Raw genomic sequence first — 26,809 nt, forward strand, 5'->3', positions numbered from 1 at the left:
ACATTAAAACCAATCAACACGATGGTACTGAACATGAATGCGCTGACGTTGCCGGATATCGCCGCGCAAGCTGCCCGCCAAGCCTTGCCGCTTGATTGGGTGGGAATGCGTGGCATCGCTCTACCTGTATTTTTCGAAGGCCAGCGCTTGGCTGCCAAAGCCGATGCGGGTGTCAGCCTGGATGACGGCGAAGCCCGTGGCATTCACATGTCACGACTGTATTTGGCGCTGGAAATGCTGGAACAGCAAAATCTGACGCCGGGACTTTTGCACCAGGTTCTGCAGCGTTTTCTCGACACCCATGAAGGCTTGGCTAACAGCGCTTACCTGAATATCCATACCGATCTGCTGCTCAAAAGACCTGCGTTGGTCAGTCCGTTGACCGGTTGGAAAACCTACCCGGTGAGCATTTCAGCCACGCTGAAAAACACAGTGTTCCACGTGGAACTGAAAATTGAAGTGGCTTACTCATCGACTTGCCCCTGCTCGGCCGCTCTGGCGAGGCAATTGATCCAGCAGCAATTCGTCGACGACTTTGCCAACAAACCATTGCAACATGCTGAGGTCCTCGCCTGGCTGGGCTCGACTCATGGGATCATCGCGACCCCTCACAGCCAGCGCAGCACTGCACAACTGCATCTGCAGCTCGAAGAGTTCGTCGACGGGCTACCGCTCACCTCAACCATCAACGACGCCGAAGCCGCTCTCGGCACCGCTGTGCAAACCGCGGTAAAACGCGCCGACGAACAAGCCTTTGCCCTCGCCAATGGCCAGAACCTGATGTTCTGCGAAGACGCCGCTCGACGCTTGAATCTGGCACTGCGTCGCTCACCCGGCATCCGCGAATTCCATCTACGGGTGATCCACGCTGAAAGCCTTCACGCCCACGATGCAGTTGCTGAAAGCTACTGGAGCCGGGAGACAGCATGATCCGTTTGCAGTCATTGAGTTGGGGCGCACCCGGCCAACCGCTCACACCACCGCTGAGCCTTGAACTGGAACGCGGCAGTCTCACCGCGATCATCGGGGTGAACGGAAGCGGGAAAAGCAGCCTGCTCAAAGTCATCACCGGATTGCAGCGACCGCTCGCCGGCACCGTAGCGCTGGGCGTGCCTCGCCAAAGTGGTCTGTCATTCCTCCCCCAGCAACAGCACCTGGATCGCCAATTCCCGATCAGTCTTCAGGAACTGGTCGCCGCCGGTTTCTGGGGACGCCGACTGTCGTCGCGACTGCGCACACAACGATTGTCCCAGGCACTTGAAGCCTGGCACTTGAGCGGTCTGGAACAGCGTCCGCTGATGGCGCTCTCCGGCGGTGAACTGCAACGCGCCCTGCTCGCTCGATTGAGCCTGGCCGACTCACCCTTGCTGCTGCTCGACGAACCCCACGCGGCGCTCGATGAACTGGGCCAGGCACTACTGTGGAAACACCTTCATACCTGGCATGAGCAGGGCCGGACACTGGTCATGGTGTGCCACGACCTCGCCGCCGTCCGCCAACACATTCCACAAACGCTGCTGATCAAAAACAGCGGCTGCGTGTTCGGCCCCAGTGTCGAACTGATCCAGCAAACACCTGACGTGCAGGTGGCCTGATGCTCAGCGCTGCGCATTTCTGGCAACCGTTTCTTGAGTTCGTGTTCATGCGCCGCGCCCTGCTCGGCGGTCTGCTGCTGGCATGCAGCACCGCACCACTGGGTGTGTTTCTGATCCTGCGACGCATGAGCCTGATCGGCGACGCCGTAGCCCACGGCATCCTTCCCGGCGCCGCACTTGGCTTCTGGTTTGCCGGCCTGAGCCTTCCCGCGCTGACCCTCGGCGGCCTCGGCGCCGGCCTCAGCATGGCAGGTCTCTCCGCATGGATAACCCGTCGTACCGGCCTGCGCGAAGACGCCAGCCTCGCAGCGATCTATCCGATCTCCCTGGCCAGCGGCGTGCTGATTCTGGGCATCGCCGGCAAACGGCTCGACCTGCTGCACTTGTTGTTCGGTTCGGCATTGGCCGTCGACGGTCCCACCCTGAACGGAATGCTGGGCGTGTCGCTGCTAAGTCTGATGGCTATTGCACTGATCTACCGCCCGCTCCTGCTCGACACCCTCGACCCGACTTTTTTGCGCACCGTCAGCCGACTCGGCCCGATCGCCCATGGGGTGTTCCTGACGCTGGTGGTGTTCAACCTGGTTATCGGATTTCAGGCCATCGGCGCGTTGATGGTGGTCGGACTGATGATGCTGCCTGCCGCCGCTTCACGTTTCTGGAGCCGACGCCTGCCGATCCTGATCAGCATTGCCGCCGTGATCGGTTGCCTGTCGGTGTGGTTCGGGCTGCTGCTGTCGTTCTATTACTCGTTGCCCAGCGGCCCGGCCATCGTGCTGGTCGCAGGCATCGGTTACCTGCTGTCCGTCGTGCTCGGGCCGGTTCATGGCCTGCTGCGTCACCCACCCTTGTTCACATCCCAATGAGGTGTTTCCCGATGCGCGCTCTACTTGTGTTGTTCAGTCTGATGCTGTCGATGTCGTTGTCGGCTGCGGAAAAACTGCCAGTGGTCACCAGTTTCAGCATCCTTGCCGACATGGTGCATCAGGTCGGCGGCGAGCATATCCAGATTACCAACATGGTCGGCCCCGACGCCGACGCCCATACCTATGAACCGACACCGGAAGATGCGAAGGCACTGCTGAAAGCAAAATTGATCGTCAAAAACGGCCTGGGCTTCGAACCCTGGCTGGATCGACTGGTGACCAGCACCGACACCAAAGCCACGGTCATCAGCGCCAGCCACGGCGTGATCCCCCGCGCTCTGGAAGAAGACGGCGAAACCGTTCCCGATCCGCACGCCTGGCACAACCTGGCCAACACCGAACTGTACGTCGCCAACATCACCAAGGCATTGATTGCCGCTGACCCGGCGAACAAGGCCGACTACGAACGCAACAGCAAGGCCTACCTGAAACAGATTTACGCCTTGCTCGCCGAAGCCAAGGCCAAACTGGGTTCACTGCCGCCCGGCAATCGCAAGATCGTCACCAGCCACGACGCGTTCGGTTATCTCGGCCAGGCCTACGGGATCGACTTCATGGCGCCGCAAGGGTTGTCCACCGAGCGCGAACCTTCCGCCGCCGAAGTCGCCGCGCTGATCACCCAGATCCGCCAGGCCAAGGTCAAAGCCGTGTTCATGGAAAACATCAAGGACGCGCGCCTGCTCAAACAGATCGCCGACGAAAGCGGCGCGCACATCGGCGGCACACTGTACTCCGACGCCCTCTCCGCTTCAGGTCCGGCCGGCACGTTCACCGGCCTGTTCGAATCCAACCTCAACACGCTTTACAACGCCCTGAGCCAACCATGATCCGAAAAAATCCTTCCGGCGATCTGCCGCAAATTGCCGAGTCTGCCTACGTCGATAAAACCGCAATCATCTGCGGCAAAGTGGTGATTGGCGACAACGTGTTCGTCGGTCCCTACGCGGTTATTCGCGCCGATGAAGTGGACGCCTCGGGCGCAATGGAGCCGATCATCATCGGCGCCAACTCGAACATCCAGGATGGCGTGGTGATTCACTCGAAGTCTGGCGCAGCGGTGACCATCGGCGAGTTCAGCTCCATCGCCCACCGCTCGATCGTGCATGGCCCGTGCAAAGTCGGCGACCGGGTGTTCATCGGTTTCAACAGCGTGTTGTTCAATTGCGTGGTCGGAAACGGTTGTGTGGTGCGGCACAACTCGGTGGTCGATGGCCGGGATTTGCCGGATGCGTTCTACGTCCCCTCAACCACCCGTATCGGGCCGAACACCGATCTGTCGCAGTACCCGCCAGTGAGTGTCAGCGCTTCAGAGTTTTCCGAAGACGTGGCGCGCACCAATGTCGATCTGGTGCGCGGCTACAAGGCCCTGCAGAACGAGTTCTGAACCATGAACAGTGTGCTGATTCGCAATGCGCGACTGGTGAATGAAGGACGTGAGTTCGACGCCGATCTGCTGGTCAGCCACGGACGCATCATCAAGATCGCCCCCAGTATCGAAGGCGAAAACGCCGTGCTGGAAATCGACGCTGCCGGTCAATGGCTGCTGCCGGGAATGATCGATGATCAAGTGCATTTCCGTGAACCGGGTTCGCCGACCAAGGGCAGCATCTACACCGAATCCCGCGCCGCGGTGGCCGGGGGCATCACCAGCTTCATGGACATGCCCAACACCAACCCGGCCACCCTCAGCCTCGAAGCATTGGCTGATAAAAAGCGCCGGGCGGCGATCAATTCAGTGGCCAACTACGGCTTTCACTTCGGTGTCAGCCACGACAACCTGGACACTGTCGCGGCGCTCAATCCCAGTGAGGTGGCCGGGGTCAAAGTGTTCATGGGCGCGTCGACCGGCAATATGCTGGTCGATGATCCCCGGACGCTGGAACGATTATTCGCCGAGGTACCGACGATTCTGCTGGCCCATTGCGAACACACGCCGAGTATCGAGGCCAACACCGCAAAGCTGTATGAGCGTTTCGGCGACCATCTTCCGCCCGACGCCCATGCCTTGATCCGAAATGCCGAGGCCTGTTACCGCTCCTCTTCACTGGCGGTTGATCTCGCCAAACGCCATGGCACTCGCCTGCACGTTTTGCACCTGACCACCGCCCGGGAGCTGGAGCTGTTCGAGGACAAGCCGCTGGCGCACAAACGCATTACGGCGGAAGTCTGCCTGCATCATCTGCTGTTCGATGATCGCGACTATCCGGACTTCGGCAACCAGATCAAATGCAACCCGGCGATCAAGACCCGGGCTGATCGCGATGCGCTGCGCCTCGCCTTGCTCAGTCATCGTCTGGATGTGATCGGCAGCGACCACGCCCCGCATACCTGGGCGGAGAAACAGCTGTCGTACGCCCGGGCGCCGTCCGGACTGCCTCTGGTGCAACATGCGATGCCGGCGTTGCTGGAGCTGGTCGCGGACGGCGTTCTGCCGATCACAACCCTGGTGGCGAAGACCAGCCATCGGGTGGCGGATCTGTTTGCCATTCCGGATCGCGGTTATCTGAGAGAGGGATATTGGGCGGATCTGGTATTGATTCAGACAGAACCCGAGGGTCTCGCGGTATCGCGGCAACCTGTTCTGTCACAGTGCGGGTGGACGCCATTTGCCCGTCGCAGCTTCCGCCATCGGGTGAGTACGACGCTGGTATCGGGACAGGTCGCGTGGCACGGCAATCGCCTGCATGACGGGTGTCAGGGATTGCCGCTGCGATTCATGCGCTAAAAAGCCGCCCCCGCGATGTTGTGGGGGCGGTTCGGTTTTCAGGCTCTTGGTTTGACCGTGCCGCAATCCTGTCCCAGCCACACGGCGCGGGTTTCCAGACTGCCCTTCTGGTTGATCCCGATGGCATTGAACGTGCCGTTGGCGACGGTCGTGAACTCGCGATCACTGATGAACGTGGCCACACCTGTGCCCTGGGCTCGCGGACAACTGAAGCGGAATTTCCACTGATTGCCGTTGCGCTCGGTGATCTGCTGTTTGCAGCCCGACTGCGGGTCTGCCAGCGGAATATCATTGGTCGCCACTTGCTGTGGCGTCAGGCAGGCACGAATGCCCTTGCCGCCGATATTGATCCCCTGCTTTTCCAGCTGTGCCCGTTGTTGCGGAGTGATCTGGCCCTGAATCTGGCCAAGGATCGATTGCACGTCCATGGCTTGATCATCGACTTTCACGTTGCTCGACGTCATTTCCCACAACCCCGGCTGCAGCATTTGCGCCTGAGCCACCAACGGCAAGGCCAACCCCAGACCCAGCGCCAAACCCAGCAGACGAACGTTCATTGCAAAACTCCTGATCAGTAGTGGCCGTTAGACGCCCGCCGCTTGTTTCGGTTCATGGGCGGCTTTCACGGCTGAAAATAAAATAGCGACAAGCGCAAAGGAACATGGTCTGTTAAGCATTGAATCTTCAGGAGCAAGGTTGCCCCATGGATTATTTCGGCCCGCACATCTTCGGTTATCTGATTGCACTGATACATACTCTGGGCACCATTGCCGCCATTCATGCCGTGTTGACCGTCCGTACCGCACAAGGCTCGATCGCCTGGGCGCTGTCTCTGGTCTTCATCCCTTATCTCACGCTCATTCCCTATCTGGTGTTCGGTCGCAGCACCTTCGACGGTTATATCAAGGCCCGGCGCCAGGCCAACGAACAGATGCGCCAGGCCGTATCCGAACTGAACTGGCGCCCTTGGGTAGAGGAAGCCCTGACGGCTCGCGCTTCAAACGCCTACGACTCGTTGCGGGCGATGCCGAAGCTGGGACGCATGCCGTGCCTGGCCAATAACCAAGTGCAGTTGCTGATCAACGGCAGCAACACTTTCGAGGCGATTTTCCACGCAATCAGCCAGGCACGGGAAGCGGTGCTGATTCAGTTTTTCATCATTCACGACGATCGCCTCGGTCAGCGCCTGCTCCAACTGTTGTTGCAGAAGGCCGCCGAAGGTGTCGCCATTCATCTGCTCTATGACCGCATCGGCAGCCACGCCCTGCCCCACAGCTACGTGCAGCAATTGCGCGACGGCGGTGTCGAGGTCAAGGCCTTCGCCACCCGCAGCGGCTGGCTCAATCGCTTTCAAGTGAACTTCCGCAACCACCGCAAGATCGTGGTGGTCGACGGAATGATCGGGTTTGTCGGCGGGCACAACGTCGGCGACGAATACATGGGCGAAAAACCACCCCTGGCACCCTGGCGCGATACGCATGTGCAGGTGCGGGGACCAGTGGTCGCCTGCATGCAGGAGTCATTTGCCGAAGACTGGTTCTGGGCCGCGCGCACGCTGCCGCCGTTGATCCTGCCCGAGGTTTATCCGGATGACGGCGTACTCTGCCAGCTGCTCGCCAGCGGCCCGGCGGATGCCTGTGAAACCTGCTCGCTGTTCTTCGTTGAAGCCATCCATGCCGCCACTGAACGCGTGTGGATCACGAGTCCCTACTTCATTCCTGACGAAGCGGTATTCGCCGCGTTGCGTCTTGCAGTTCTGCGCGGTGTCGATGTGCGACTGTTACTGCCCTCGCGTCCCGATCACCGGATCGTTTATGCCGCGTCGAGCCTTTATGCATTCGAAGCGGTGCGCGCCGGAGTGCGGGTGTTCCGCTACCAACCGGGTTTTCTGCATCAAAAAGTGGTGCTGGTGGATAACGAGATCAGCGCCATCGGCAGCGCCAACCTGGATAACCGTTCGTTCCGGTTGAATTTCGAAGTGATGCTGCTCACGGTCGACAGCGAATTCGCCAGCCACGTGGAACAGATGCTCAACGACGACTTCGCCCTGTCTTACGAAATCGCCAAGGAAGAAAGCCGGGAGATCCATCGCCTGCAACAGCTCGGCATGCGGATCGCCCGGCTGATTTCACCGATTCTCTAGTTCAAGGGTTGTAGATGTCGTCACGTGTCCAGGGCAGTTCATGACTGCCGTCGGGATGGGCCTTCACGGCGAGAATCTGGTGCAGATTGATCCAGCCCCTGGCAAACGCATAGGCACATCCGGCCAGATACAGGCGCCAGATCCGCAAGGCCTGTTCCGGTACCAGTTTCGCGGCGGCTTCCAGATTGTCCTCCAGACGTTCGCTCCAGTGATCGAGGGTTCGCGCATAATGCAGGCGCAGGCTCTCGACATCGACAACCTCCAGACCTGCTTCACTGATGTTGGCCGTGATCATCGCCAGATGTGGCAACTCCCCGTTGGGAAATACGTATTTTTCGATGAAGTCTCCGGCGCCGCGCCCCACCGGGCGGCCGTCGGTATGCTTGGCGGTGATGCCATGGTTCATCACCAGACCGCCCTCTTTCACCGCACCGAACAGGATGCGGGTGTACTCGGGCAAATTGGCGTGACCGACATGCTCGAACATGCCCACGCTCACGACCTTGTCGAACCGCCCGTCCTGGGGCAGATCCCGGTAGTCGAGCAACTGCAATTCGACCTGATCTTCCAGGCCGTCGGCTTTCACCCGTTCACGGGCCAGCGCCAACTGCTCCTTGCTCAGGGTGATACCAAAAACCCTGGCACCGAATTCCCGGGCAGCGAAGCGCGCCAGCCCACCCCACCCACAGCCGACATCCAGCAGATACTCGCCCGGCTGTAGCCGCAGTTTGCGGCACAAATGGCGAAACTTGGCTTCTTGCGCCTGCTCGATGGTTTCGCTGCCGGTCTCGAAATAGGCGCAGGAGTACACCATGTTGCTGTCCAGCCACAGCTGGTAGAACTCGTTTGAAAGGTCGTAGTGGTAGGAAATCGACTGGGCGTCGGTTTCCTTGTCGTGCAAGGTGCGCACGGGATGACTGCCTTCATCTTCATCGAGCAGCGCGGTGCTCAGCTCGTCGCAGACGCGAATGACCTCGCTGATCGAGCCTTCAAGCTCGACTTTACCCTCGACGAATGCGCCCCCCAGCGCATCCAGACTGGGATGGGTGAGCTGGGCCACCATTTGCGGATCCTTGACCACGATGGTCACGCTGGGCTCGGGCCCAAGATCGAATTCATGGCCGTCCCAGAGTCGCAGGCGAAGCGGAAGCCGCAGATTCTGTAAGGCCGGTGGAAGTTGCGCGAGCATGGAATATCCCCCTGGTTTCAGACGTCTGATCTGAGGGTAGACCATCCTTGAAAATTAGCAGGCTATCGATTCAATAGTCGGCACCTATCACACAGCAGCACCGATCTCCCTCCTGCGGTGCGCCTGTACAGAAGACTGCGGGATCGGCGCACCGTTCGAAAAATGATCAGCTCTGCCCGTCAATCTTCAACAACGGTTCCTGGAATCGCAGCAAGCGCCCGGCGTTGCCCAGTACCAGCAAGGTACTCAGGTTGTGCAACAACGCGGCAATCATCGCCCCGGCCGCCCCCAACCAACCGAATGCAGCGAATACGACGATGGCCAACGTCCAGCCCAGACCGATGATCACGTTTACCTGCAGCGTGCGCCGGCATTGGCGACTCAGGCGCACACAGGTGCCGAGCCGGCGCAGATCGCTGCCGATCAGCACGATGTCGGCGGACGCCAACGCGATATCCGCCCCACCCGCGCCCATCGCAACGCCTACCACACCGGCCTTGAGTGCCAGCGAATCATTGATGCCGTCGCCGACCACCATTGGCCGGAATCCATGGTCGATTTCCTTCAATACCCGATTGAGTTTGTCTTCGGGCAACGCCTGAGCTTCGACTTCCTGCAAGCCGACATCCCGGGCCAGGGTGTACGCCACGCTCTGCCGGTCGCCGGTCAGCAGCAGTTGCCGACCGAGGCCCAAATCGCGCAGTTCGCTCAAAGCGAATTTCGCTTCCGGCTTGACGCTGTCGGCCAGTAAGAGCCAGGCGAGGAATTCACCGTTCAACGCCAGGCCGGCAATCGGGCCGTCATGTTCGGGAATAGATGTGGTCGCAATGCCCAGTTGCGCGAACAGCTCCGGGCGACCCAGCGCGGCTTCACCTTGCGCCGTTCGGGCGACCACACCCAGCCCCTGGCGTTCGTGAATGTCGGACAGCACCAGCATCTGGTCTGCCTGGACCAGTCCCGCCAGCGCCCGACTGACCGGGTGACTGCTCGCAGCACCAAGACTGGCGGCCAGTGCCATCACCGAATCGTGATCCGCCTGCGCGCTGCTGATCGACTGCAAGCGCAACGTGCCGTAAGTCAGCGTGCCGGTTTTGTCCACCACCAGTGAAGTAAGGTCGGCCAGTTCTTCAAGAAAAGCTGAACTGCGGATCAGAATCCCGTGCCGCGCCGCCACCGCCACCCCGGCAATCGCCGTGGCCGGTGCCGACAGCACCAATGCGCAAGGACAGGCTGCGACCAGCACCGCCAACATCGCCTGCGCATCGTGGGTCACAAACCAGGTCACTGCCGCCAGCAGCAACACCAGCACCATGTAGCTGCCGGCATAACGCTCCAGCAGCCGGGTGATCGGTGGCTTGGAGCGCTCGGCGTTCTGCATCAGGGCGATGACTTTGCCCAGAGTCGATTCATCGCCGGTGCGAGTCACTTCAATCCGCAACAGGCCGTCGAGATTGATCGCCCCGCCGAACACGGTCATTCCGACGCTTGCCTCAACGGGCACCGACTCACCCGTGATCGACGCGGTGTCGAGACTGGCCTGGCCGGACAACACGCGACCGTCCGCCGGCACTCGATCGCCGGCCCGGACTTCGACGGTGTCACCGGCCTTGAGCGTGCCGTTATCGACTTCGATGACCATGCCATCTGCCTGAACTTTTCGCGCATGGCTGCGAGTGAGCTGGCCCAACGCATGAATCGCCTCTTGCGAGCCGATCACGCTGCGCTCCTCCAGCACATGGCCGAAGATCATGATGATGGGCAGCAATGCGGCAGTGAGCAGATCACCGGTGGCCCAGGCCCCGAGCATCGCCAGCGCAATCAATTGATCGGTGATGCCGTGCAGGCTTGGGTATCGCAGGCTGAACCATGCCGAACGCATCACCGGCACTGCCACCAGCAAAGACGCGACACCCAGCAGCAGCTGACTGACGCCTGTCTGTTCAGGCAGCAACCAGCGCCAGATCAACCCCAGCCCGAGCAAACCGAGAGCGAGCATCGCCAGGGTCAACTGGCGCGCAGCGCGACGTTGCTCGGCCGAGGACAACAGGCTCGGTGTGGCAGTGGTGACAGTCATTTACTGGCTCCCTGAATGATCAGGCGGGAATCGTCCTTCGGATCGACCGTGGTGACCGAACCGGCCTGGCCGAGAATCTTCGGTATTCGTTCGCGGTAAAGGCGCAGCAGCATTTGCGGGTCGGAGTGCTGTTGCCCTGCCAGACTCAGCACGGTAGCAGTATCGGCAGAGGCTTTGGCCAGACGCTCTCCCGCCTGGGCATGGGCGACCTGCAAGGTGCGGTCGGCCAGTTCGTTGGCGGTCTGAGTGATTTTCTCAGCATCGGTGCGAGCATTGGCCACAGCCTTGTCGGCCTGTTGGCTGGCAGTCAGCACAGCATTGAACGCACCGACGGCCGGCTCGGGCAGACTCGACTGCACATCGACCCGCGCCACTTCGATACCGATGCCCTGCCCGCTCGCCTTCAATTGCGCCAAGCGCCGATTGATGCCTTGCACCAGATCGCCACGCAACCGCTCGCGTCGTTCGGCAGCTTGATTGTCGGCACCGATCAGCTCCGGTCGCGCTACCAGAATGGTGTCCAGATCCCGTGACGCGGTCAGGGCCACCGCGCTGCGGGTCACCAGTCGATCCAGTGCTGGCAGCACATGATCGCCTTGCAGCACGAAGTCATAAGGATCAGTGACCTTGTAGAACACCCGCACATCCAGCTGAACGACACCGGCGTCACCCGTGAGCAAATAGCCGGAACCGGCCAATGCATCGCTGATTGGCGTGGCGAAGGTTGCGACGCGATCCGCCTGTATTGCGGCAGGGCTGCGCAGCAGATTTTCCACACGACGCTCAATGACCCGATCGGCTGCCGGCAGCAGAACGACTTGTTCGAACGGCTGCGGCCAGGCCAATAACAACCCGGCATTCTGGATGCGGTCCAATGCGCCGAAATGCATGACCACTGCACGATTCTGCGGGTCGATCTGCCGCACATTGGAAAACGCCCAGGCCAACGCTGCCAGAACCGTTACCGCGTACAAGGCAAAAAAGGCCAGGCGACCCGCCTGAATCCACGGACTGTTCAGTGATTGTGTTCCACGTGGAACTTCATCGCTCATGGCTGCGTTCCACGCTTGCTATCCAGTGTCGGCGGGCCGTCCACCAGCACGCGAAACGGTGCGGCATCGGTGCGCAGGATCAATTTGGTTTCCGGCGTAACGATGGTGCCGAGGGTGTCCAGCGAACGCAGCAGGTTGTACAGCTGCGGAGAACTCGCGTAGGCACGGCCGTAAATCTGCGCGGCTTCGACCCGTGATTGCGCCTCGATTTCCGCCGCTTTCACCGTGGCATCGGCCTGTACGATGCGCGCATCACGCTCGGCACCCGAACGAATCTGGGCCGCTTCACGCTTGCCGATAGCCGTACGTTCCGTGGCGATGGTTTCACGCTCGGCGCGCATCCGGTCGACTGTCGCGGTAAGGGTCACGGACGGCAAAGTCAGTCGCTCGATCCCCACTTGCACCACACGTACGCCGTAAGTGGCGAGCAATTGCTGATCGATCTGTTGGCGCAACTGTGCCTCGAAATCGGCAATGCGCACCTGATTGGCATCGGTGTTCACCAGATTGGCCAGGTCAAAACTGCTGGCGGTGGTTTCCAGTGCCGAGCCGACAAAGGTGCGAATCTGCCGCGCCGCTTCATCCGGCTGGTTCTGCACCGCACGCATGAAACGCTGGACGTTGTCCGCATCACCCTGCACCTGCCAGGCGACATACGCCTGCACGATGATGCGCAAACCGTCACGGGTGCCGACGTCCTGCAAACCGCTGGATGTGGTGCGCAGGCGCAGATCCACGGGAATCGCCGCTTCGAACGGTGCCGGCCAGCGCCAGCTCAGACCCGGCTCCAGTAACACCCGGGAAGGATTGCCAAAACGGGTGATCACCGTGGCCTCGCCGGAGCGCACCTGCACCAGACTGGCCGCTGCGATGGCGAACGCCACCAGTAAAACGGCCCAGCCCATGCGGCGCCACGGGAAAGGCCCCGCCTCCTCCGGCGCGCCATGATGATGGTGGTGATGATGCCCGTGATGGTGGTGGCCGCCATGAGCATGGTCGTGACCACTGTGGTCAGGGTGATCGTGTGTGTGCGACTGGCTCAATGGGTGGCTCCTGGTTGAGCGGTGGTGCGCGCCGGCGACGGGTCAGCCGGCAGCGTGAACGTACGCAGGTCGATAGTCGGCGCGTTGCTGCTGCCGCCCAGACGATGGTCGAGCACCAACAGTTTGGCTTTGCCCAATCCCTGACTGAGCTGGCTGAGGTATTGCTCCAGCACAAAGGCCTGGCCGGCATTGGCATAGGCCTTTTGTTCGGCGCTGAATTTCAGATCCGCCGCACGGGCGCTCGAGCTGGTTTCGTGGGCATTGGCACTGGCCTGATCGCGCGCGAGGCTGGCCTGCAACTGCGCCTGGTTGCTCGCTTCAGCCGCCGCGCCACGCTCGCGAGAGATCAACGCCTGGGCGCCGATCTGCGCCGCTTGCACGCTGTGATAGGCATTGGCGGCACCTGCCGGAGGATGAATCGCCTCGACCACGGTGGCGAGAATTTCTACGCCACTGTCGAGTTTCTGCAGATCGCTTTGCACCGCGCGACCGATCTCGTCAGCCAGCCCTACCCTGTCCTGCCCCAGCAAACCGTCGAGGGTGCGCGATGCAAAATCGTGAACCAGAATCCGGCTCGCGGTACTGCGGATCAGCGACGGCACATCCGCGCTGTTATAAGTCGCGGCCAATGCGGCCTGATCGCTGAGACCTATGCGGTATACAAACCTTACGTCCATGTTGACGATCTGGAAGCTCTGCTGCTCGTTACGACTGCTGGCGATGACCTGTGACTTGTCATTGACGTGGCTGGCGTCCCACAAGCGGTTGGCAGTGACCGGTGCCGGACCTTCCGCCGGATCCGCCTGAACCGGCACCGGGTTCTCGCCGACGCTGGTCGCCAGTTCGTGCACCACACCGTTCTCCACATTCAGTACCCGGCCCAACGGCCATGGCAGACCGGCATGCAAACCCGGGCCGAACACCTGCACCGGTTTGCCGAAGCGCTCGTAAATGCCACGGCTTTGCAGTGGAATTTCATGAACGCCGGTGAGCAACCAGCCGACTGCCGCCACCAGCACCAATACCGGCAGGCATGCGCGACGCATGTAGCTGAACGCCCAGATCTGCCGCAGATCGATACCGAAGCGGTTATGCAATTCGTGCTGCAACGCGAGTAACGGTTGCGGCGGCCAGCGCAGCAGATCGGCGACGAAACTGCGGGCCAGCAGCACCGGCTCCAGCTGTTCACGACGCGGGCTGAACAGCGACAGCACAGCGCGCAGCAGCAACTCCGCAGCGACCAGCCCCGGCAAGATGCCGATCAGCACTGCCAGGCGTACGGGCCAGACCGAATTCTCGCTGGCGAACAACAAGCACAACGCGCCCAGCACCAGACTGATGATGGTCACGCGCGTCAGTTGCGCCAGCGCACCGGCCTCGGGCCATTGCGCCGGATGTTCCTGGGCCAGTTGCCGCTCCAGCACCAGCAGGCCGAACGCCAGCAGCAGGGCAATCGCCGCGCTGACGGAGGCGGACATGCCCACGGCGCCCGAGGGCAATGCCAGGTTCCACACCTGCTCGATACCCAGCAATGCCAACAGCGCCAGACCGCCCAGCCACAAGGTCGGCGCTCCGATCTGCCCCAGCAGATGCAGGCTGCGACGACTGAGCCGATCCAGCAGTCGCTCGTACCAGCCGTCCGGCCCGGGGACTGCCTCCTCGCCGGTAACCGCCGCCACCGGGCTGATCACCCGCGCCCGCCAATCGGTCACCCACCACGCCGATTGCAACCCGGCGACCAGCACCAGCAACGCCGCACTTTGGTTGACCAACAGCGCGGGCCACAGCGATTGCGAGGCAAACAGGCCCACAAAAAACGCCAGCACCACCCCGACCACGGCCAACCCACCGAGCCCAATGGCCAACCGGCGCAATCGACGCCTTTGGGCCGTCGCCTGCTGAAAGCGCGGCAAACCGGTGACTTGCGTGCCATCAACGTCCAGATCGACTTGCATATCCCCCCAAAACCCCTGGCTCACTGCACAACTCGTTACGATATAACGAAATCCGTGAAATATTTGTACTCAATTTCACATTCAAGGATGTCTAACCTGTCGCGTTCCTGAAGCCTTGACCGAAATGTCCAGAAACGCACATATTACGTACGTAATTTTTAGCGATCCGCATTCTTCAGCCAGGAGTAAGCGCATGAGCAACTATGACGTAGTGATTCTGGGCGGCGGGCCCGGCGGTTATAACGCAGCAATCCGCGCCGGCCAGTTGGGCCTCAAGGCCGCTTGCGTGGAAGGCCGCAACACGCTGGGCGGGACCTGCCTCAACGTCGGTTGCATGCCGTCCAAGGCGTTGTTGCATGCGTCCGAACTGTACGACGCGGCGACGGGCGGGGAATTTGCCAACCTCGGCATCGAGGTCAAACCGACGCTCAACCTCGCGCAGATGATGAAGCAGAAGGACGAAAGCGTCGCCGGACTGACCAAAGGCATCGAATTTCTGTTCCGCAAGAACAAGGTCGACTGGATCAAGGGCTGGGGCCACATCGACGGCCCCGGAAAAGTCAGCGTGACCGGCGATCAGGGCAGCCGCATTGAACTGACCGCTAACCACATCGTCATCGCCACCGGTTCCGAGCCCACGCCCCTGCCCGGCGTCGACATCGACAACCAGCGCATCCTCGATTCCACCGGCGCACTGTCCCTGAGCGAAGTGCCCAGACATCTGGTGGTGATCGGTGCCGGCGTCATCGGCCTGGAACTGGGTTCGGTCTGGCGGCGGCTCGGGGCGCAGGTAACGGTGGTGGAATACCTCGACCGCATCTGCCCGGGTGTGGACGGCGAAGCCGGCAAGACCCTGCAACGCTCACTGAGCAAACAGGGCATCACGTTCAAACTGAGTTCAAAAGTCACCAGCGCCACGTCTTCGGCCAGCGGCGTACAACTGAGCATCGAACCGGCCGCTGGCGGCAGCGCCGAGCTACTGGAAGCGGATTACGTGCTGGTCGCCATCGGCCGTCGCCCTTATACCCGGGGCCTGGGGCTGGAGAACGTCGGCCTGCACACCGACAAACGCGGCATGCTCGCCAACAAGCACCATCGCACCGAAGCGCCGGGCGTGTGGGTGATCGGCGATGTCACTTCAGGACCGATGCTGGCCCACAAAGCTGAAGACGAAGCCATGGCCTGCATCGAGCAGATTGTCGGCAAGGCGGGCGAGGTCAATTATGACCTGATCCCCAATGTGATCTACACCCGGCCGGAGCTGGCCAGCGTCGGCAAGACCGAGGAGCAGCTCAAGGCCGAAGGCCGGGCCTACAAGGTTGGCAAGTTCCCCTTCACCGCCAACAGCCGGGCGAAGATCAATCACGAAACCGAAGGTTTTGCCAAAGTCCTCGCCGACGCGCACACCGACGAAGTGATTGGCGTGCATCTGGTCGGTCCGAGCGTCAGCGAAATGATCGGCGAGTATTGCGTGGCCATGGAATTCAGTGCGTCGGCCGAGGACATCGCCCTGACCTGCCATCCTCACCCGACCCGTTCCGAAGCGCTGCGTCAGGCGGCCATGAACGTCGAGGGCATGGCAACGCAAATGTAGGTGTCAGGACGGCAAATGCCCCAGCGGCAACGCCCCTGGGGTTTTTACGGTATGAATCGCAAAATTGCTGCGAATATCGCTGACACCCGGCAGTTTCAACAGGCAACCGGTGAGAAAACGGTCATAGGCGCGCAGATCCGGCACCACGACCTGCAGCAGGAAGTCCGATTCCCCGGACACCAGAAACGCCGATATCACCTCCGGCAACGCAGTCACCGCCCGGTGAAACGCGTCGGCCTGTTCATCGTTGTGCCGCTCGACCTTGACCCCGACAAACACCGTCAGCCCCAGCCCCACTTCGTCACGATCCAGAATCGCCTGATAACCGCGAATCACGCCCGCCTCTTCCAGCATCCGCACCCGACGCAGACACGGTGATGCCGACAAGCCGATCTCGTCCGCCAGTTGCACGTTGCTCAGGCGCCCGTCCCGTTGCAGCGCGGCGAGAATCTTGCGATCAAAGGCGTCGAGTTTCATGGTTGGCAGATCCTGATGGTTTAACCGCAAAAAGAAAGCAGGTTATGCCAATCCAGACCGCTTTAGAAGCCAACTACGCAAGCACCTGCCCTGCCCCTCGGCCATAGACTGGTTGCACCGAATCGACAACGAAAGGGGTACGACATGGCGAGTCTCTGGCTGTTTTTCCTGGCGTTGGCGGTGGTCTATCTGCTGCCCGGCCCGGACATGATCCTGCTGTTGCAGACCGGCGCCCGTCAGGGTCGCCGTGCAGCGCTCGCCACGGCGGTGGGGCTGGCCATCGCCCGGGCTTGTCATGTCGCGCTCGCAGCACTGGGGCTGGCGGCGCTGTTCAAGGCGGCGCCGTGGACGTTCGATGCAGTGCGAATGGCCGGAGCGGCGTACCTGCTGTGGATCGGCGTCCAGTGCCTGCGCACCACGCTGCTGCCGGACCTGAACACCGGCACCGTGACGGATAGCCATGGCCCATGGCGCGCAGCGATCCGTCGCGGCCTGCTGACCAACCTGCTCAACCCCAAAGCCCTGCTGTTCTGCTCGGTGCTGCTGCCGCAATTCATCGTGGCGGATGGCGCGCCGGTGTTGAGGCAATTCGCGGCGCTCGGCGCGATGCTGGTGGCCGCCGGATTGCTGTTCGACAGCGTCTATGCCTTGCTCGGTAGCGCATTGGGCCGCTGGCTGAAACACAGCCCGACGGCCCAACGTGTGCAACAGTGGTTGTTCGGCAGCCTGCTGATCGGCTTTGCCGTACGCCTGACGCTGGTCCAGCAGGCTTAGGTTTTGCGGGCCTTGCGCTGGCGACGGGTAATGATCACCAGCGCGATGGCCGTCACCCCGACGATGGCGCCGATCTGCACGGCCCGCTTGTAGGGTCGCAACACTCCGCGTACAGCATCGACAATTTGAGTCACGTAGCGTTTGTCAGCGTTGGCGAAATCCGGATAAGGGCATTGCTGGCCGAAATAGCCGCCCCAGCCCATGTACGGACCTTCCTTCACATAACGCTGATACAGCGCCTTCTGTTCCTGCAGGCTGCTGTTGAAACCGGCCGCCGTACACAGCACGGCGGCGAACGCCTGGCTGGTATGAGGGAGGTTGTCCGCGGCGCGACTGGCCAGCGCGGTGGCGACAAAACGATAGTGATAACGTTCGTCCGGCTGCGCTTCAGTGGCCTTCTGCCGTTGCACCTCGGCTTCGCTCACCAGCGGCCCGACTTTCAGCTCGGTGGTTTCCAGGCTGTAGTTGCCACCGAAGGTCGCGTAATCCGGGGCCATTTCATAGCCCAGGATGTCCATGCCCCACTCGCGGGCCGTCCACGCCGCATTGAACAAGGCATTGGCACGCTTGGTCGGCCACCACGCCGAATCGGCTTTCAGGCGTTGCTCACCGTAGAGCCGGGCCTTGTGCTGCAGATCGGGATTGTCGAAATACCCGACGGCCTCTTCATAACGGCCCTCGCGCAACATCCGGCGGCCCAGCAGATTGCGCAGGCTCGCAGCCACCGGCAGCGGCACGTAATTGTCGCGATCCTGCTGACTCAACGCCGGCGGCGCCGGAACCTTGGCATCGACATACTGTTTGAGCTCATCGAGCGTCAGCACCCGCTCGGCCACGGTCGCGGCGTCGAACCAATAAATGGCCTTGCTGCGATACAACTGATCGAAGGCCTGCAGGTATTCGCCACGTTGCAGCGCCAGAATCGCGCTTTCACCCTCGACCCGGCACTTGGGCTGCAGGGTCTCGAGATTCCAGTCAGCCGTGCGCCGTTCGCCCCAGGATTCGTCCTGCGGGAAGGCTTGCGCGGCTTTGGCATAGGCCGCCGCTGCGGCATTTTTATCGCCGTCACGCACCGCCAGTTTCGCCCGCAGCCACCAGGCCAGGCCACTGTCGCCGGCGTGTTCGAGGAACGCCCTGGCGCTGACGTAATCGCCCTGTTGGTAATTCATGGCCGCCAGGCGATCAGCGTTGTCAAGGCTGCCGCGGGTACTGTCCTGCAACGCCTTGATGAGTTTCTTCTGGCTGGGCGGTTCATCGCCGAACGACCAGCCGATCCGGCTGATCAGCGAGGCGGTCACCAGTTGCTGCACCGCTTTGCCACGCAGCAACTTTTCCAGCCGGTCTTCGGGTTCTTCGGCCAGATCGTTCATCAACAGTTTCAGCGAGGTGTAGCCGACCTCCGAGCCATGCAGGTTTTGCGTGGCGTAGAGTTCGATGGCCTTGTCCCAACTGCCTGCCGTGCGCAGCGCTCGTGCCTCTTCGCCGAGGCTGGCCACACCCAGCTCCAGCGGATCGTTGAAACCGTCGATGCTCAATTGCCGTGTCTGACGAAACGCATCAATGGCGTTTTCCAGCGCGTCGAGCGCATCACCGGCTTCGCTGCTCATGGCGAAGAACGCCCGGCCCAGCGAATAAGCGGCCCAGGTACTGCGCAACGGACGCTGGTCGGCCGGCAGTGCCAGCAACTGGCGGAAGTATTCGACAGCCAATGGATGATCACCGGCGCCGAACGCTACGGCGCCCGCCACATACAGGCGCAGTTCCGCCGGCAGGCTCGCGCCCTGCTCCTCGGCCTGACGCGCATCGGTCAGGCTGCGCAGTTGTTTGACCAGCGCCTGCTGCTCCGCGCTCAGCCCGAGCTGTTCGGCCTTCTCACGCTGATCGGAAGGGTCATTCGCTTCGCCATAGGAGGCATCAGGGTTGTAGGTGGCCGTTGTGACGTTCTTGAGCCCGGCAATGGTTTTGCCGAGGCGACTGATCTCGAATCTGAAGTTGCCCTCCGGCAATTCCGCCAGCGATTGTCCGCGATCGTCGAGCAGACGCATCGGGAAATCCGGACCGCAGGCCAGCGCCGATCCCAACGGCAGGGCAAGGCTCAGGCACAGCAGATGGCGGGGCCAGTTACGGGTCAACATGCGAACCTCCTTGATCAATGGTTGCGCAACGCGCCCAACCGATGGCGCGCTGCCCGCCCGCCGGCAATCGACCGTCGCGCAAGCGGGTGAAGGTAAGCAGATCCGCGTTCTGTTGCAATGCATAACCGGCGAGCGCATCGGCGCCTTCGCAACCCCGGGCCTTTAGGGTAATGCGAGCGGGCCAGACGCTGTCGAGGTTGCCGACATTACGCAGAGCGATGTCCTGCAGGCCGTTCTGTTCGGTGAACGTCAGGCTGAGATGGCTGCTCAACGCGTGCCCTCGGGCGACCGCCCGCAGCGTGTCCAGGCTCCAGGCCCTGCGGTCGTTGGCCAGCGGCAGGCGAAACCAGATCAGACCGGCCAGATGCGCCGGGCGATCCTCGCGTAATTCATTGGCCAGCCGGCTTAATTGCTGGGGATCGGCGAGCAACTCCCGTCGCTGGCCGCTGCGCTCCAGTGTGACTTCACTCTCCACCACTGGAGCGCCACCGGCGTCCGGCAACAGCGCCACTCCGTAGGCCGGCAGCGCCAGGTAGAACGGTTTTTCAGCCACCCGCCCCCAGGCCCTGGCCCAACGTTGTGCTTGCCCGGGATCGAACAGACCGCGACGCGGATCACTGACGGCATGCACCTGCAATACGCTGCTGTCGACGCTCGCCAGCAATGCCGCCAATTGCGGGCTGTCGAGCCATGCGGGCAATGCGGTGATGCTCAAGGGCAGACTGGCCGGCAGCGCGCTGCGCAAATGAACGAGGAATTCGGTATAGCCCGGCAGTCGGGCATTGCCGGCATCATGATCGATCTCGACACCGCTGAGCGTCAGGCCCTGCTCTTGCCAGTCGGCGAGCACCTGAAGAATCTGTTCCGTGACCTGTTGCTGATCGAGCGCCTTGAGCTGGCCGTCGAGGCGTATCACTGCGATCAGCGGCCGGGCATCCTGTTTCAGCAGCTCGAAATCCACTCGCGCCCGACGCCACCCGTCATTCGGGAACGCTTGCAGCGCCAGCACCCGAAGCGTCGAGAAGTCGCCGCGACTGTCCTTCAGGGCACGTTCATGGGCCGGCGTCCATTGCCGCTGCCAGACATAGAGTTGTTGATCGAGCGGCACGGTGTCCTGACGTTCGCAGGCACACAGCAGCAATGTGGCCACAAGGGCCGACCACCCGACGAAAAAGCGCATACCTTGCAGATCCCTGAGACATCAGGCTGCAAGGTTACACAAAAGCACTCAGGGCTTGCGGGCAATGATTACCTGACTCTTCGCCACCACCGCATCCAGCGCCTGCTTGATCTGCGCACCGCGCGGCGAATCGAGCACCGCCTGCCAGGTCTCGGCCCAATGATTGAGCAGCGGATGATCCGGGTTGCTGAATTCCACCTTGGCTTCCCAGAACAGCATCATCCACAACGACCAGTAAAACCCGTACTGGCTGTGGCTGATGATCTCCAGCCCGGCCTCGCTGACCATCGCCTTGAACTGCTCTTCGCTAATGATGCGAATATGGTTGGGCTTCTGGAAATACTCCGGCGCCGCGATGTCTTTCTGCAGATCCTCGGAACTGGGGTGCGGCACGCTCAACAGGTACAGCGCACCCGACTGGCCGACACGCACCAGTTCGGCGAGGAACTGCGCCGGGTCGTCGACGTGCTCGATGACTTCCGTGGACACCACGCGCGTGGCGGTGCCATCGGCGATCGGCAACGGGTTGCAGTCGGTGACGTGACATTCGACGCCGCGGGCCGGCGTATCGCTCAAGCGCTGGCGGGTGGCTTCGACCTTGGCTGCATCGATGTCGGCGATGATGATCTTCGCCCCACGCATGCCGCAAAAATGCACGTTGCCACCGTCGCCGCAGCCGACGTCGAGCAAGGTGTCATCGGCGCCCACCGGGAAGCCTTTGAACAGCTCGCCGGTCTCCTGGTTGAACCAGCCGCTGAGCATCGCGTCGTGCAGGCCGAGCATGTACGGATCGACCTTGTCGGCAGCAGGCTGCGCGGCAGTCGGGGCAGGCGTCGGCGCCGTGAGTTTCTTCAAAAGGCTCAGCATGAGGTGGCTCCAGAGGATGGGACGGCGTTACGCGATGTACCGAGGCGCCGCACCAGGGCGGCGCCGCGATTGCGCATCGGCATTTCGATGAAACGGTAATTCAGCTCGCTGAGCAGCACGATCAGGCCACCGGCAATCAGCAGCGTCACGACCGGATGCCCGGCAGGACTGGGCAGCCCGGCGCCCTGCAAGCGGAAGATCAGTTCCCGCACCAGTTGATAGGCCGGGATGTGGATCAGATACATGCCGTAGGAACGGCTGCCGATCCACGCCATCAACTGCTGCACTCTGCCCGCCGGCAGCAGGTAATCGCGGTTGTACGAAGCGATCCACACCAGCAGCGCACCAAGCACGGCAATCGAGCCGATCCGGTAAGAGGCGAAGGTGAAACGATCGGTGGCCATGTAGCTCAACAACAGCGCCAGCACGATCAGCGCAGACACACCGGCCCACGGGCGACGCAGGAAAGTCGGCTCCCAGCGCCGCCAGGACGGCTGCACGCTCCACATCGCCAGCAGCACACCGAGGGCCAGCGCGTCGGTGCGGACCACCATCAGTATCGGCGTGCGCAGGGTGAACAGCTGCACGGCGACCAGCGCCAGCAACGCCCAGACCAGATGCTTGCGGCACACCAGAATCAGCAGCGGGAACAGCAGATAGAACTGCTCTTCCAGCGACAGGCTCCAGTACACGAAACTGCTGCCGTACTCGTAATGAAAGAAGCTGTCGGCAAACCGGAAGTTGGCGTACTGCAACACGCCCGCCAGCGTCGCCTGCAGGTTGGCGTGCAGCGTACCGAAAGCTCCGGAGCGATTGAGAAACAGGCACGCCAGCAGCATCAGGGCCAGCCATAGCCACGCCGACGGCAACAGACGAAAGGCCCGACGCAACCAGAAGTTGCGGGTCTGTTCCCAGTATTCCTGACGGGTCGAACACCCCTGCAGCGCCGGGATCAGGCTGCGGGCGATGACAAACCCGGAGATGGCAAAAAACAGGTCAACGCCCCACCACGGCTGGGCCCAGACGTGAATCCTCTCGAGCAGCGGCACCGGATCGGTGAACAGGCTGCCCTGCAAGTGATGAAACAGCACGCCGAGTACCGCGACAGCACGCAGGACTTCGATGTCCATGATCCGCCTGGTGCTCATGACTCACGTCCTGCATCGAGCGGCTTGCGGGCGATGATCACCTGACTCTTGGGCATGAACCGGTCCAGTATCCGCTTGATCGCCAACCCGTCGGGCTGCGCCAGCAAGTCCTGCCAGGTTCTGGCCCATCCCTCCATCAAAGGTGGATACGGCGCCTGGATCCGGTCGCGCACGGCACCGCCCGGGTCGCGCCCGGCCGCACGTTCGCTGGCCCAGAAAAAGATCATGCCCATGACCCAGAAAAACCCGTTGGCCTGGCGATGCTCGATCACCAGACCGGCCTCTTCCACCAGTGCCGCGAAGCGCTCCGGGGTAAAGATCTGCACGTGATTGGGTGCCTGGTAGTAACTGGCCGGGGCGATCCCCTGCTGCAAATGCTCACCTGTCGGCGCCGGCACACTGAGCAGGTACAAGGCACCGGGACGCCCCATGCGCACCAGCTCGGCCATGAACGGTTCGGGGTGATCGATGTGTTCCAGCACTTCCATGCACACCACCTTGCTCGCACAACCATCGCTCAACGGCAGGGGCAGGCTGTTGCTGACCAGGCCCAGACTGGCCTTTCGGCTCCGGGCTTCGACTTGACGGGCGAGGTCGCGCACCTTGTCGTGTTCGCTGTCGGTGAAGATCACCGAGGCTCCCTGGCGCACGGCGAACAGTGTGGCCACGCCCTCGCCGCACCCCACATCGAGCAGGGTGTCATCCGCTGCGATGGCAAAGCCCTTGAGCAACTCGCCGCTGTCGCCGTTGAACCAGCCATCGAGCATCGCATCGTGCAGACCGACGTCCCTCGGCGACACACCCGCGGCAACCGGTTCAGTCACCGCTACCGGCGCCGGGTGCGCAACCGGACGCAAACGCTTCAGCCATGCGCGGATCATGTGCCTGCGTCTTCCGTTGCAACGACAGTGCGGCTTTCATGCACCTGAGCGAGGAAATCGCGCAGACGCTGCTCGGCCAGCGCTTGACTGCAGAAGCCCTGGAGACTGGCAACGGCCTGCGACGACATCTGCGCGTAACGCTGCGGATCCTGCTTCGCGACGTCGTAACTGGCGCGATACGCGCTGCACACCGACGCCCAGTTGGTCATGTAGCGCAGCGTGCGAAACGCCTTGCGCGGGTCGTGGGGCCAGGCGGTGAGCTCATCGGTGGACTCGACCAGAAATGCATTGTCTTCGCTCAGGTAATCGATCATCGCCGTGGTGCGCGGCGCCACCGCCGGTTTGCCGCAGGACATGAACTCCATCAGCGGCAGGCATTGGCCCTCACCGTAGGACGTGTTCACCACGTAGCGGGTGGCCTGCACCAGACGCTCGTAGTCCGCGTCCGCCAGGTAGCCATGGATCAGCACGATGCGGCAGCGGTAGGACTGGTTTTTGTACAGATGATGAAGAATGTCACTGAGCGCTTCTTCGGCATCGTGATGGGTGAGCTTGAGCACCAGCGTGGCGTCTTCCACATCGCGGAAGGTCACGCAGAACGCGCTGAGCATGTCTTCCCAGTTCTTGCGCCCGTCGCCGGGGTTGAACACCGAGGTGTACACCACGCCGTCCAGCACCAACTCCTGCTCGCGGACCGGCGCGCCGAAATCGATACCCTGGCCACGGCGCAGAGGCTTCGGGCCGAAGGCATTCAGATCCAGCTCGCGACTGTCAGCCACCAGCCCCTTGATCGTCAGGCGCACCGGCCCCGTCGAGGGCTGCCCCTGAAGCTGCGCACCCCGGGCCGCGAAGCGATCCCACACCGGCGCCGGAACCGCGACGATCGGGTAATCGGCGCCCATCGCCTCGCGCACGGCGTTGACCGTGTAGCTGGAATGGGTGATCGCGGCACCGCAGGCCTTGAGCACCATGCGCCAGTCGTTGCGAGGCTCATTGTCGAAAGGCTCATTGGGGATGGTGCTGAATTCCCAGGCGAACACCGGCAGTGTCGGGCATGCCAGATGGATCGGCGTGCGGTGCGGCGGCGAAAACGACAGAAACACGCACGGTTCACCACGGGACAGACAATCCAGATACAACGCATCGACTTCCCGGGCCGGGTCGGTGACTTCCAGCACCCGCCCGAGACGTTCGAGCACCGGGCGATATTCCTTGAGCACGAAGTAATAGCTGTACTCCGAGCGGCCGAGGTTCTGCGCGATCGTGTGCCGGTTGGTTTCCGAATGAATGATGATCAGCATGAGGCGTTGTCCGTCACGGGCGCGGTATCGGCAACCGCTGGCACAAGTCCGAAGAAATCCGCCAGGCGCTGCTGCACCGGAGCGAACGCGCAGTAGTCGCGCATGCGCTCAATGGCTGCAACCGACATTCGGTGGTAGTCCTGCGGTTGCGTTTTGGCCATCCGGTAACTGTTTTCGTAGGCCGTCTTGAGCGAGCCCCAGTCCGGTCGATAGCGCAGAGTGCGGTAAATGATGCGGGTGTCCTGAGGCCAGATTGTCAGCTCTTCGCTGGACCGGACGACAAACGCCACCGAGTCGTCGATGTAGTCTTCCATCGCCGTGTGATCCGGCGCGATTACCGGTTTGCCGCTGGACATGAACTCCATCAGCGGCAGGCACAGGCCTTCGCAGCGCGAGGCGTTGACGTAAAAACTGGCGGCCCGGTACAGCCGCGCATATTGCGGATCATCCAGGTAACCGTGCATCACCAGCACCCGGCAGGCGAACGGCGTGAGCTGCGCGAGCAGGGTCATCAGTTCGCTGTAGTAGGACGCCAGATCGTTCTGGGTGATCTTCAGCACCAGCGTCGCATCAGGGGTTTCGCGAAAGGCCCAGCAGAACGCCGTGATCAGTTGATGCCAGTTCTTGCGACCGTCCCTGGGGTTGAAGACGGTCACGTAGATCACGCCATCGACCGTGGTTTCGACGACGCAGGACGTGTCCGGCAGCTCAGGGGGCGGCGGTTCATTTACCGCCACTTCATGGGGACCGGCAATGTCCGGCAGGCGCCGCTCGAGCCAGGCGTGGACTTTGTCCGGCATCAGGTCGCGCAAACCTTCCCAGTAGCCGTGATGCAGATATTTCACGCGGGCCATGGGCTTGGGTTGATCGCCTGGATTCAACGCCCACAGACGCAGGTAATGGCGGGCAATGACCAGTCGACGTTTGAGTGTCAGGGGTGGCGGACGCTGTGCCTCGATCTCGGCCAGTTGCTCGGCGGTCAGCGGTTTGGGCAGCAAATCATCGGCAGACAATCCCAGCGTGCGGCTGTCGAAAATGCAGCCCTTGATCGCCAGGGTCGCTCCGGTATTGATCGGAGCGCTGACGTGCTGCTCACGAATGGCCGCGAACTGTTCCCACAGCGGCGTCGGCAATACCAGCACCGGAAAATCTTCGCCCATGGCTCGGCGAATGGCTCGTGCGGTGTGGCTCGACAGGGTGATGACCCGTCCCTGCCGTGCGAGCATCCGCGTCCAGTCCTGGCGTGAATCGCCATCCCACGACTCATCCGGGATCGAATCGAATTCCCAGGCAATCACGCAGATGGTCGGGCATTCAAGATCGGCCGGCGTATTCTGCGGCGGTGTGAAGGACAGGAAAACGCTGGTCTCACCGGCGGCGAGCAGTTGTCGATAGAGGGGATCGACCTCGGCGCTGCTGGACACCACATGCACCCGTCCCAGACTTTCGAGCACCGGGCGATAGGCCTTGAGCACGAAGTAATAGCTGTATTCGGGACGCCCCAGACTCTGGCTGATGGAGCGGTCGTTGACATCCGAGTAGAGAATGAAATTCATGGCATCCCACGGTGCGACCGCCATCCCGGCAGCCTCACGCTATGACGGCCAGGCATCGGATCGGGTCGGCATGGCCGGCATTCGTCCTGTGTCCGAAGCACGTCGTCGTTCTTGTTTTAGTGGTCAGTTCGACCGAACTGCGAAGTCACTCCGGCAACGTTCGGGAAACCGCGACGAGGGGCATTCTAAACACA

At 61.9% G+C, this 26,809-nt stretch carries 23 protein-coding genes; 9 read left to right on the plus strand and 14 right to left on the minus strand.

What is annotated here, in order from left to right; genetic code table 11:
* The first annotated feature begins 33 nt into the window (after positions 1 to 33).
* The 6 genes from folE2 to NWV16_RS00740 are packed head-to-tail and all read left to right on the plus strand — an operon-like array spanning position 34 to position 5,246.
* Positions 34 to 930 (plus strand): GTP cyclohydrolase FolE2, encoded by an 897-nt coding sequence (gene folE2, locus NWV16_RS00715; protein WP_260521591.1) that lies wholly within the window; start codon positions 34 to 36, stop codon positions 928 to 930.
* Positions 927 to 1,595 carry a metal ABC transporter ATP-binding protein gene (locus NWV16_RS00720; RefSeq protein WP_260521592.1) on the plus strand — a complete coding sequence of 223 codons (669 nt, stop codon included), beginning with the start codon at positions 927 to 929 and terminating at the stop codon, positions 1,593 to 1,595. The genes folE2 and NWV16_RS00720 overlap by 4 nt, the downstream gene beginning before the upstream one ends.
* The gene (locus tag NWV16_RS00725) at positions 1,595 to 2,461 is read left to right on the plus strand and encodes a metal ABC transporter permease (RefSeq protein ID WP_260521593.1); all 867 of its coding nucleotides are present in this window, start codon (positions 1,595 to 1,597) and stop codon (positions 2,459 to 2,461) included. The genes NWV16_RS00720 and NWV16_RS00725 overlap by 1 nt, the downstream gene beginning before the upstream one ends.
* 11 nt (positions 2,462 to 2,472) lie before the next feature.
* The gene (locus NWV16_RS00730; protein WP_260521594.1) at positions 2,473 to 3,348 is read left to right on the plus strand and encodes a metal ABC transporter substrate-binding protein; all 876 of its coding nucleotides are present in this window, start codon (positions 2,473 to 2,475) and stop codon (positions 3,346 to 3,348) included.
* The gene (locus tag NWV16_RS00735) at positions 3,345 to 3,905 is read left to right on the plus strand and encodes a carbonate dehydratase (protein WP_260521595.1); all 561 of its coding nucleotides are present in this window, start codon (positions 3,345 to 3,347) and stop codon (positions 3,903 to 3,905) included. Before NWV16_RS00730 ends, NWV16_RS00735 begins: the two co-directional genes overlap by 4 nt.
* A 3-nt stretch (positions 3,906 to 3,908) precedes the next feature.
* Positions 3,909 to 5,246: a dihydroorotase gene (locus NWV16_RS00740; protein ID WP_260521596.1), complete on the plus strand. Its 1,338-nt coding sequence runs from the start codon at positions 3,909 to 3,911 to the stop codon at positions 5,244 to 5,246.
* A 38-nt stretch (positions 5,247 to 5,284) separates the two neighbouring features.
* Here NWV16_RS00740 and NWV16_RS00745 read toward each other — a convergent pair whose 3' ends face one another.
* Positions 5,285 to 5,803 carry a DUF3617 domain-containing protein gene (locus tag NWV16_RS00745; protein WP_065260904.1) on the minus strand — a complete coding sequence of 173 codons (519 nt, stop codon included), beginning with the start codon at positions 5,801 to 5,803 and terminating at the stop codon, positions 5,285 to 5,287.
* A gap of 146 nt (positions 5,804 to 5,949) precedes the next feature.
* Between NWV16_RS00745 and cls the strand changes: the two genes are divergently transcribed.
* Positions 5,950 to 7,389, plus strand: coding sequence for a cardiolipin synthase (gene cls, locus NWV16_RS00750; protein WP_260521597.1), 1,440 nt, complete (start codon positions 5,950 to 5,952; stop codon positions 7,387 to 7,389).
* A 1-nt stretch (position 7,390) separates the two neighbouring features.
* Here cls and cfaB read toward each other — a convergent pair whose 3' ends face one another.
* From cfaB to hflK (NWV16_RS00775), 5 genes are all read right to left on the minus strand, one after another.
* Positions 7,391 to 8,578: a C17 cyclopropane fatty acid synthase CfaB gene (gene cfaB, locus NWV16_RS00755; RefSeq protein ID WP_260521598.1), complete on the minus strand. Its 1,188-nt coding sequence runs from the start codon at positions 8,576 to 8,578 to the stop codon at positions 7,391 to 7,393.
* A 166-nt stretch (positions 8,579 to 8,744) separates the two neighbouring features.
* Positions 8,745 to 10,652, minus strand: coding sequence for a heavy metal translocating P-type ATPase (locus NWV16_RS00760; protein ID WP_260521599.1), 1,908 nt, complete (start codon positions 10,650 to 10,652; stop codon positions 8,745 to 8,747).
* Positions 10,649 to 11,704: a protease modulator HflK gene (hflK, locus tag NWV16_RS00765; RefSeq protein ID WP_260521600.1), complete on the minus strand. Its 1,056-nt coding sequence runs from the start codon at positions 11,702 to 11,704 to the stop codon at positions 10,649 to 10,651. The genes NWV16_RS00760 and hflK (NWV16_RS00765) overlap by 4 nt, the downstream gene beginning before the upstream one ends.
* Positions 11,701 to 12,747, minus strand: coding sequence for a protease modulator HflC (gene hflC, locus NWV16_RS00770; RefSeq protein WP_260521601.1), 1,047 nt, complete (start codon positions 12,745 to 12,747; stop codon positions 11,701 to 11,703). The genes hflK (NWV16_RS00765) and hflC overlap by 4 nt, the downstream gene beginning before the upstream one ends.
* Entirely contained in the window at positions 12,744 to 14,702 is a 1,959-nt protein-coding gene (hflK, locus tag NWV16_RS00775; protein WP_260523599.1) for a protease modulator HflK, read from the minus strand. The genes hflC and hflK (NWV16_RS00775) overlap by 4 nt, the downstream gene beginning before the upstream one ends.
* 193 nt (positions 14,703 to 14,895) lie before the next feature.
* Here hflK (NWV16_RS00775) and lpdA point away from each other — a divergent pair, with 193 nt between their 5' ends.
* Positions 14,896 to 16,296 (plus strand): dihydrolipoyl dehydrogenase, encoded by a 1,401-nt coding sequence (lpdA, locus tag NWV16_RS00780; RefSeq protein ID WP_260521602.1) that lies wholly within the window; start codon positions 14,896 to 14,898, stop codon positions 16,294 to 16,296.
* Between the two features lie 3 nt (positions 16,297 to 16,299).
* On the opposite strand, the gene NWV16_RS00785 is transcribed toward lpdA, so the two are convergent.
* Positions 16,300 to 16,773: an Lrp/AsnC family transcriptional regulator gene (locus NWV16_RS00785; protein ID WP_260521603.1), complete on the minus strand. Its 474-nt coding sequence runs from the start codon at positions 16,771 to 16,773 to the stop codon at positions 16,300 to 16,302.
* Positions 16,774 to 16,917: 144 nt separating this feature from the next.
* Between NWV16_RS00785 and NWV16_RS00790 the strand changes: the two genes are divergently transcribed.
* Positions 16,918 to 17,547, plus strand: a complete 630-nt coding sequence (locus NWV16_RS00790; protein WP_260521604.1) for a LysE family translocator — start codon at positions 16,918 to 16,920, stop codon at positions 17,545 to 17,547.
* Here the strand turns inward: NWV16_RS00790 and NWV16_RS00795 are convergent.
* From NWV16_RS00795 to NWV16_RS00825, 7 genes are read right to left on the minus strand one after another with little or no spacing between them, the layout of a single operon-like run.
* Complete coding sequence (locus NWV16_RS00795; protein ID WP_260521605.1) at positions 17,544 to 19,682, minus strand: hypothetical protein; 2,139 nt, start codon at positions 19,680 to 19,682, stop codon at positions 17,544 to 17,546. The two genes, NWV16_RS00790 and NWV16_RS00795, sit on opposite strands and share 4 nt — an antisense overlap.
* A complete protein-coding gene (locus NWV16_RS00800) occupies positions 19,669 to 20,862 on the minus strand; it encodes a DUF3142 domain-containing protein (RefSeq protein ID WP_260521606.1) in 1,194 nt (397 codons plus the stop codon). The genes NWV16_RS00795 and NWV16_RS00800 overlap by 14 nt, the downstream gene beginning before the upstream one ends.
* 48 nt (positions 20,863 to 20,910) lie before the next feature.
* Complete coding sequence (locus tag NWV16_RS00805; protein ID WP_260521607.1) at positions 20,911 to 21,729, minus strand: class I SAM-dependent methyltransferase; 819 nt, start codon at positions 21,727 to 21,729, stop codon at positions 20,911 to 20,913.
* Positions 21,723 to 22,877 (minus strand): acyltransferase, encoded by a 1,155-nt coding sequence (locus tag NWV16_RS00810; RefSeq protein WP_260521608.1) that lies wholly within the window; start codon positions 22,875 to 22,877, stop codon positions 21,723 to 21,725. Before NWV16_RS00810 ends, NWV16_RS00805 begins: the two co-directional genes overlap by 7 nt.
* Complete coding sequence (locus tag NWV16_RS00815) at positions 22,874 to 23,758, minus strand: class I SAM-dependent methyltransferase (RefSeq protein WP_260521609.1); 885 nt, start codon at positions 23,756 to 23,758, stop codon at positions 22,874 to 22,876. The genes NWV16_RS00810 and NWV16_RS00815 overlap by 4 nt, the downstream gene beginning before the upstream one ends.
* Positions 23,755 to 25,059, minus strand: coding sequence for a glycosyltransferase (locus NWV16_RS00820; RefSeq protein ID WP_260521610.1), 1,305 nt, complete (start codon positions 25,057 to 25,059; stop codon positions 23,755 to 23,757). The genes NWV16_RS00815 and NWV16_RS00820 overlap by 4 nt, the downstream gene beginning before the upstream one ends.
* Entirely contained in the window at positions 25,053 to 26,615 is a 1,563-nt protein-coding gene (locus tag NWV16_RS00825) for a glycosyltransferase (RefSeq protein WP_260521611.1), read from the minus strand. The genes NWV16_RS00820 and NWV16_RS00825 overlap by 7 nt, the downstream gene beginning before the upstream one ends.
* Positions 26,616 to 26,809 lie beyond the last annotated feature (194 nt).

Source organism: Pseudomonas sp. BW7P1, from assembly GCF_024981055.1.
In the GTDB taxonomy this organism is placed as follows: Bacteria; Pseudomonadota; Gammaproteobacteria; order Pseudomonadales; family Pseudomonadaceae; genus Aquipseudomonas; species Aquipseudomonas bananamidigenes.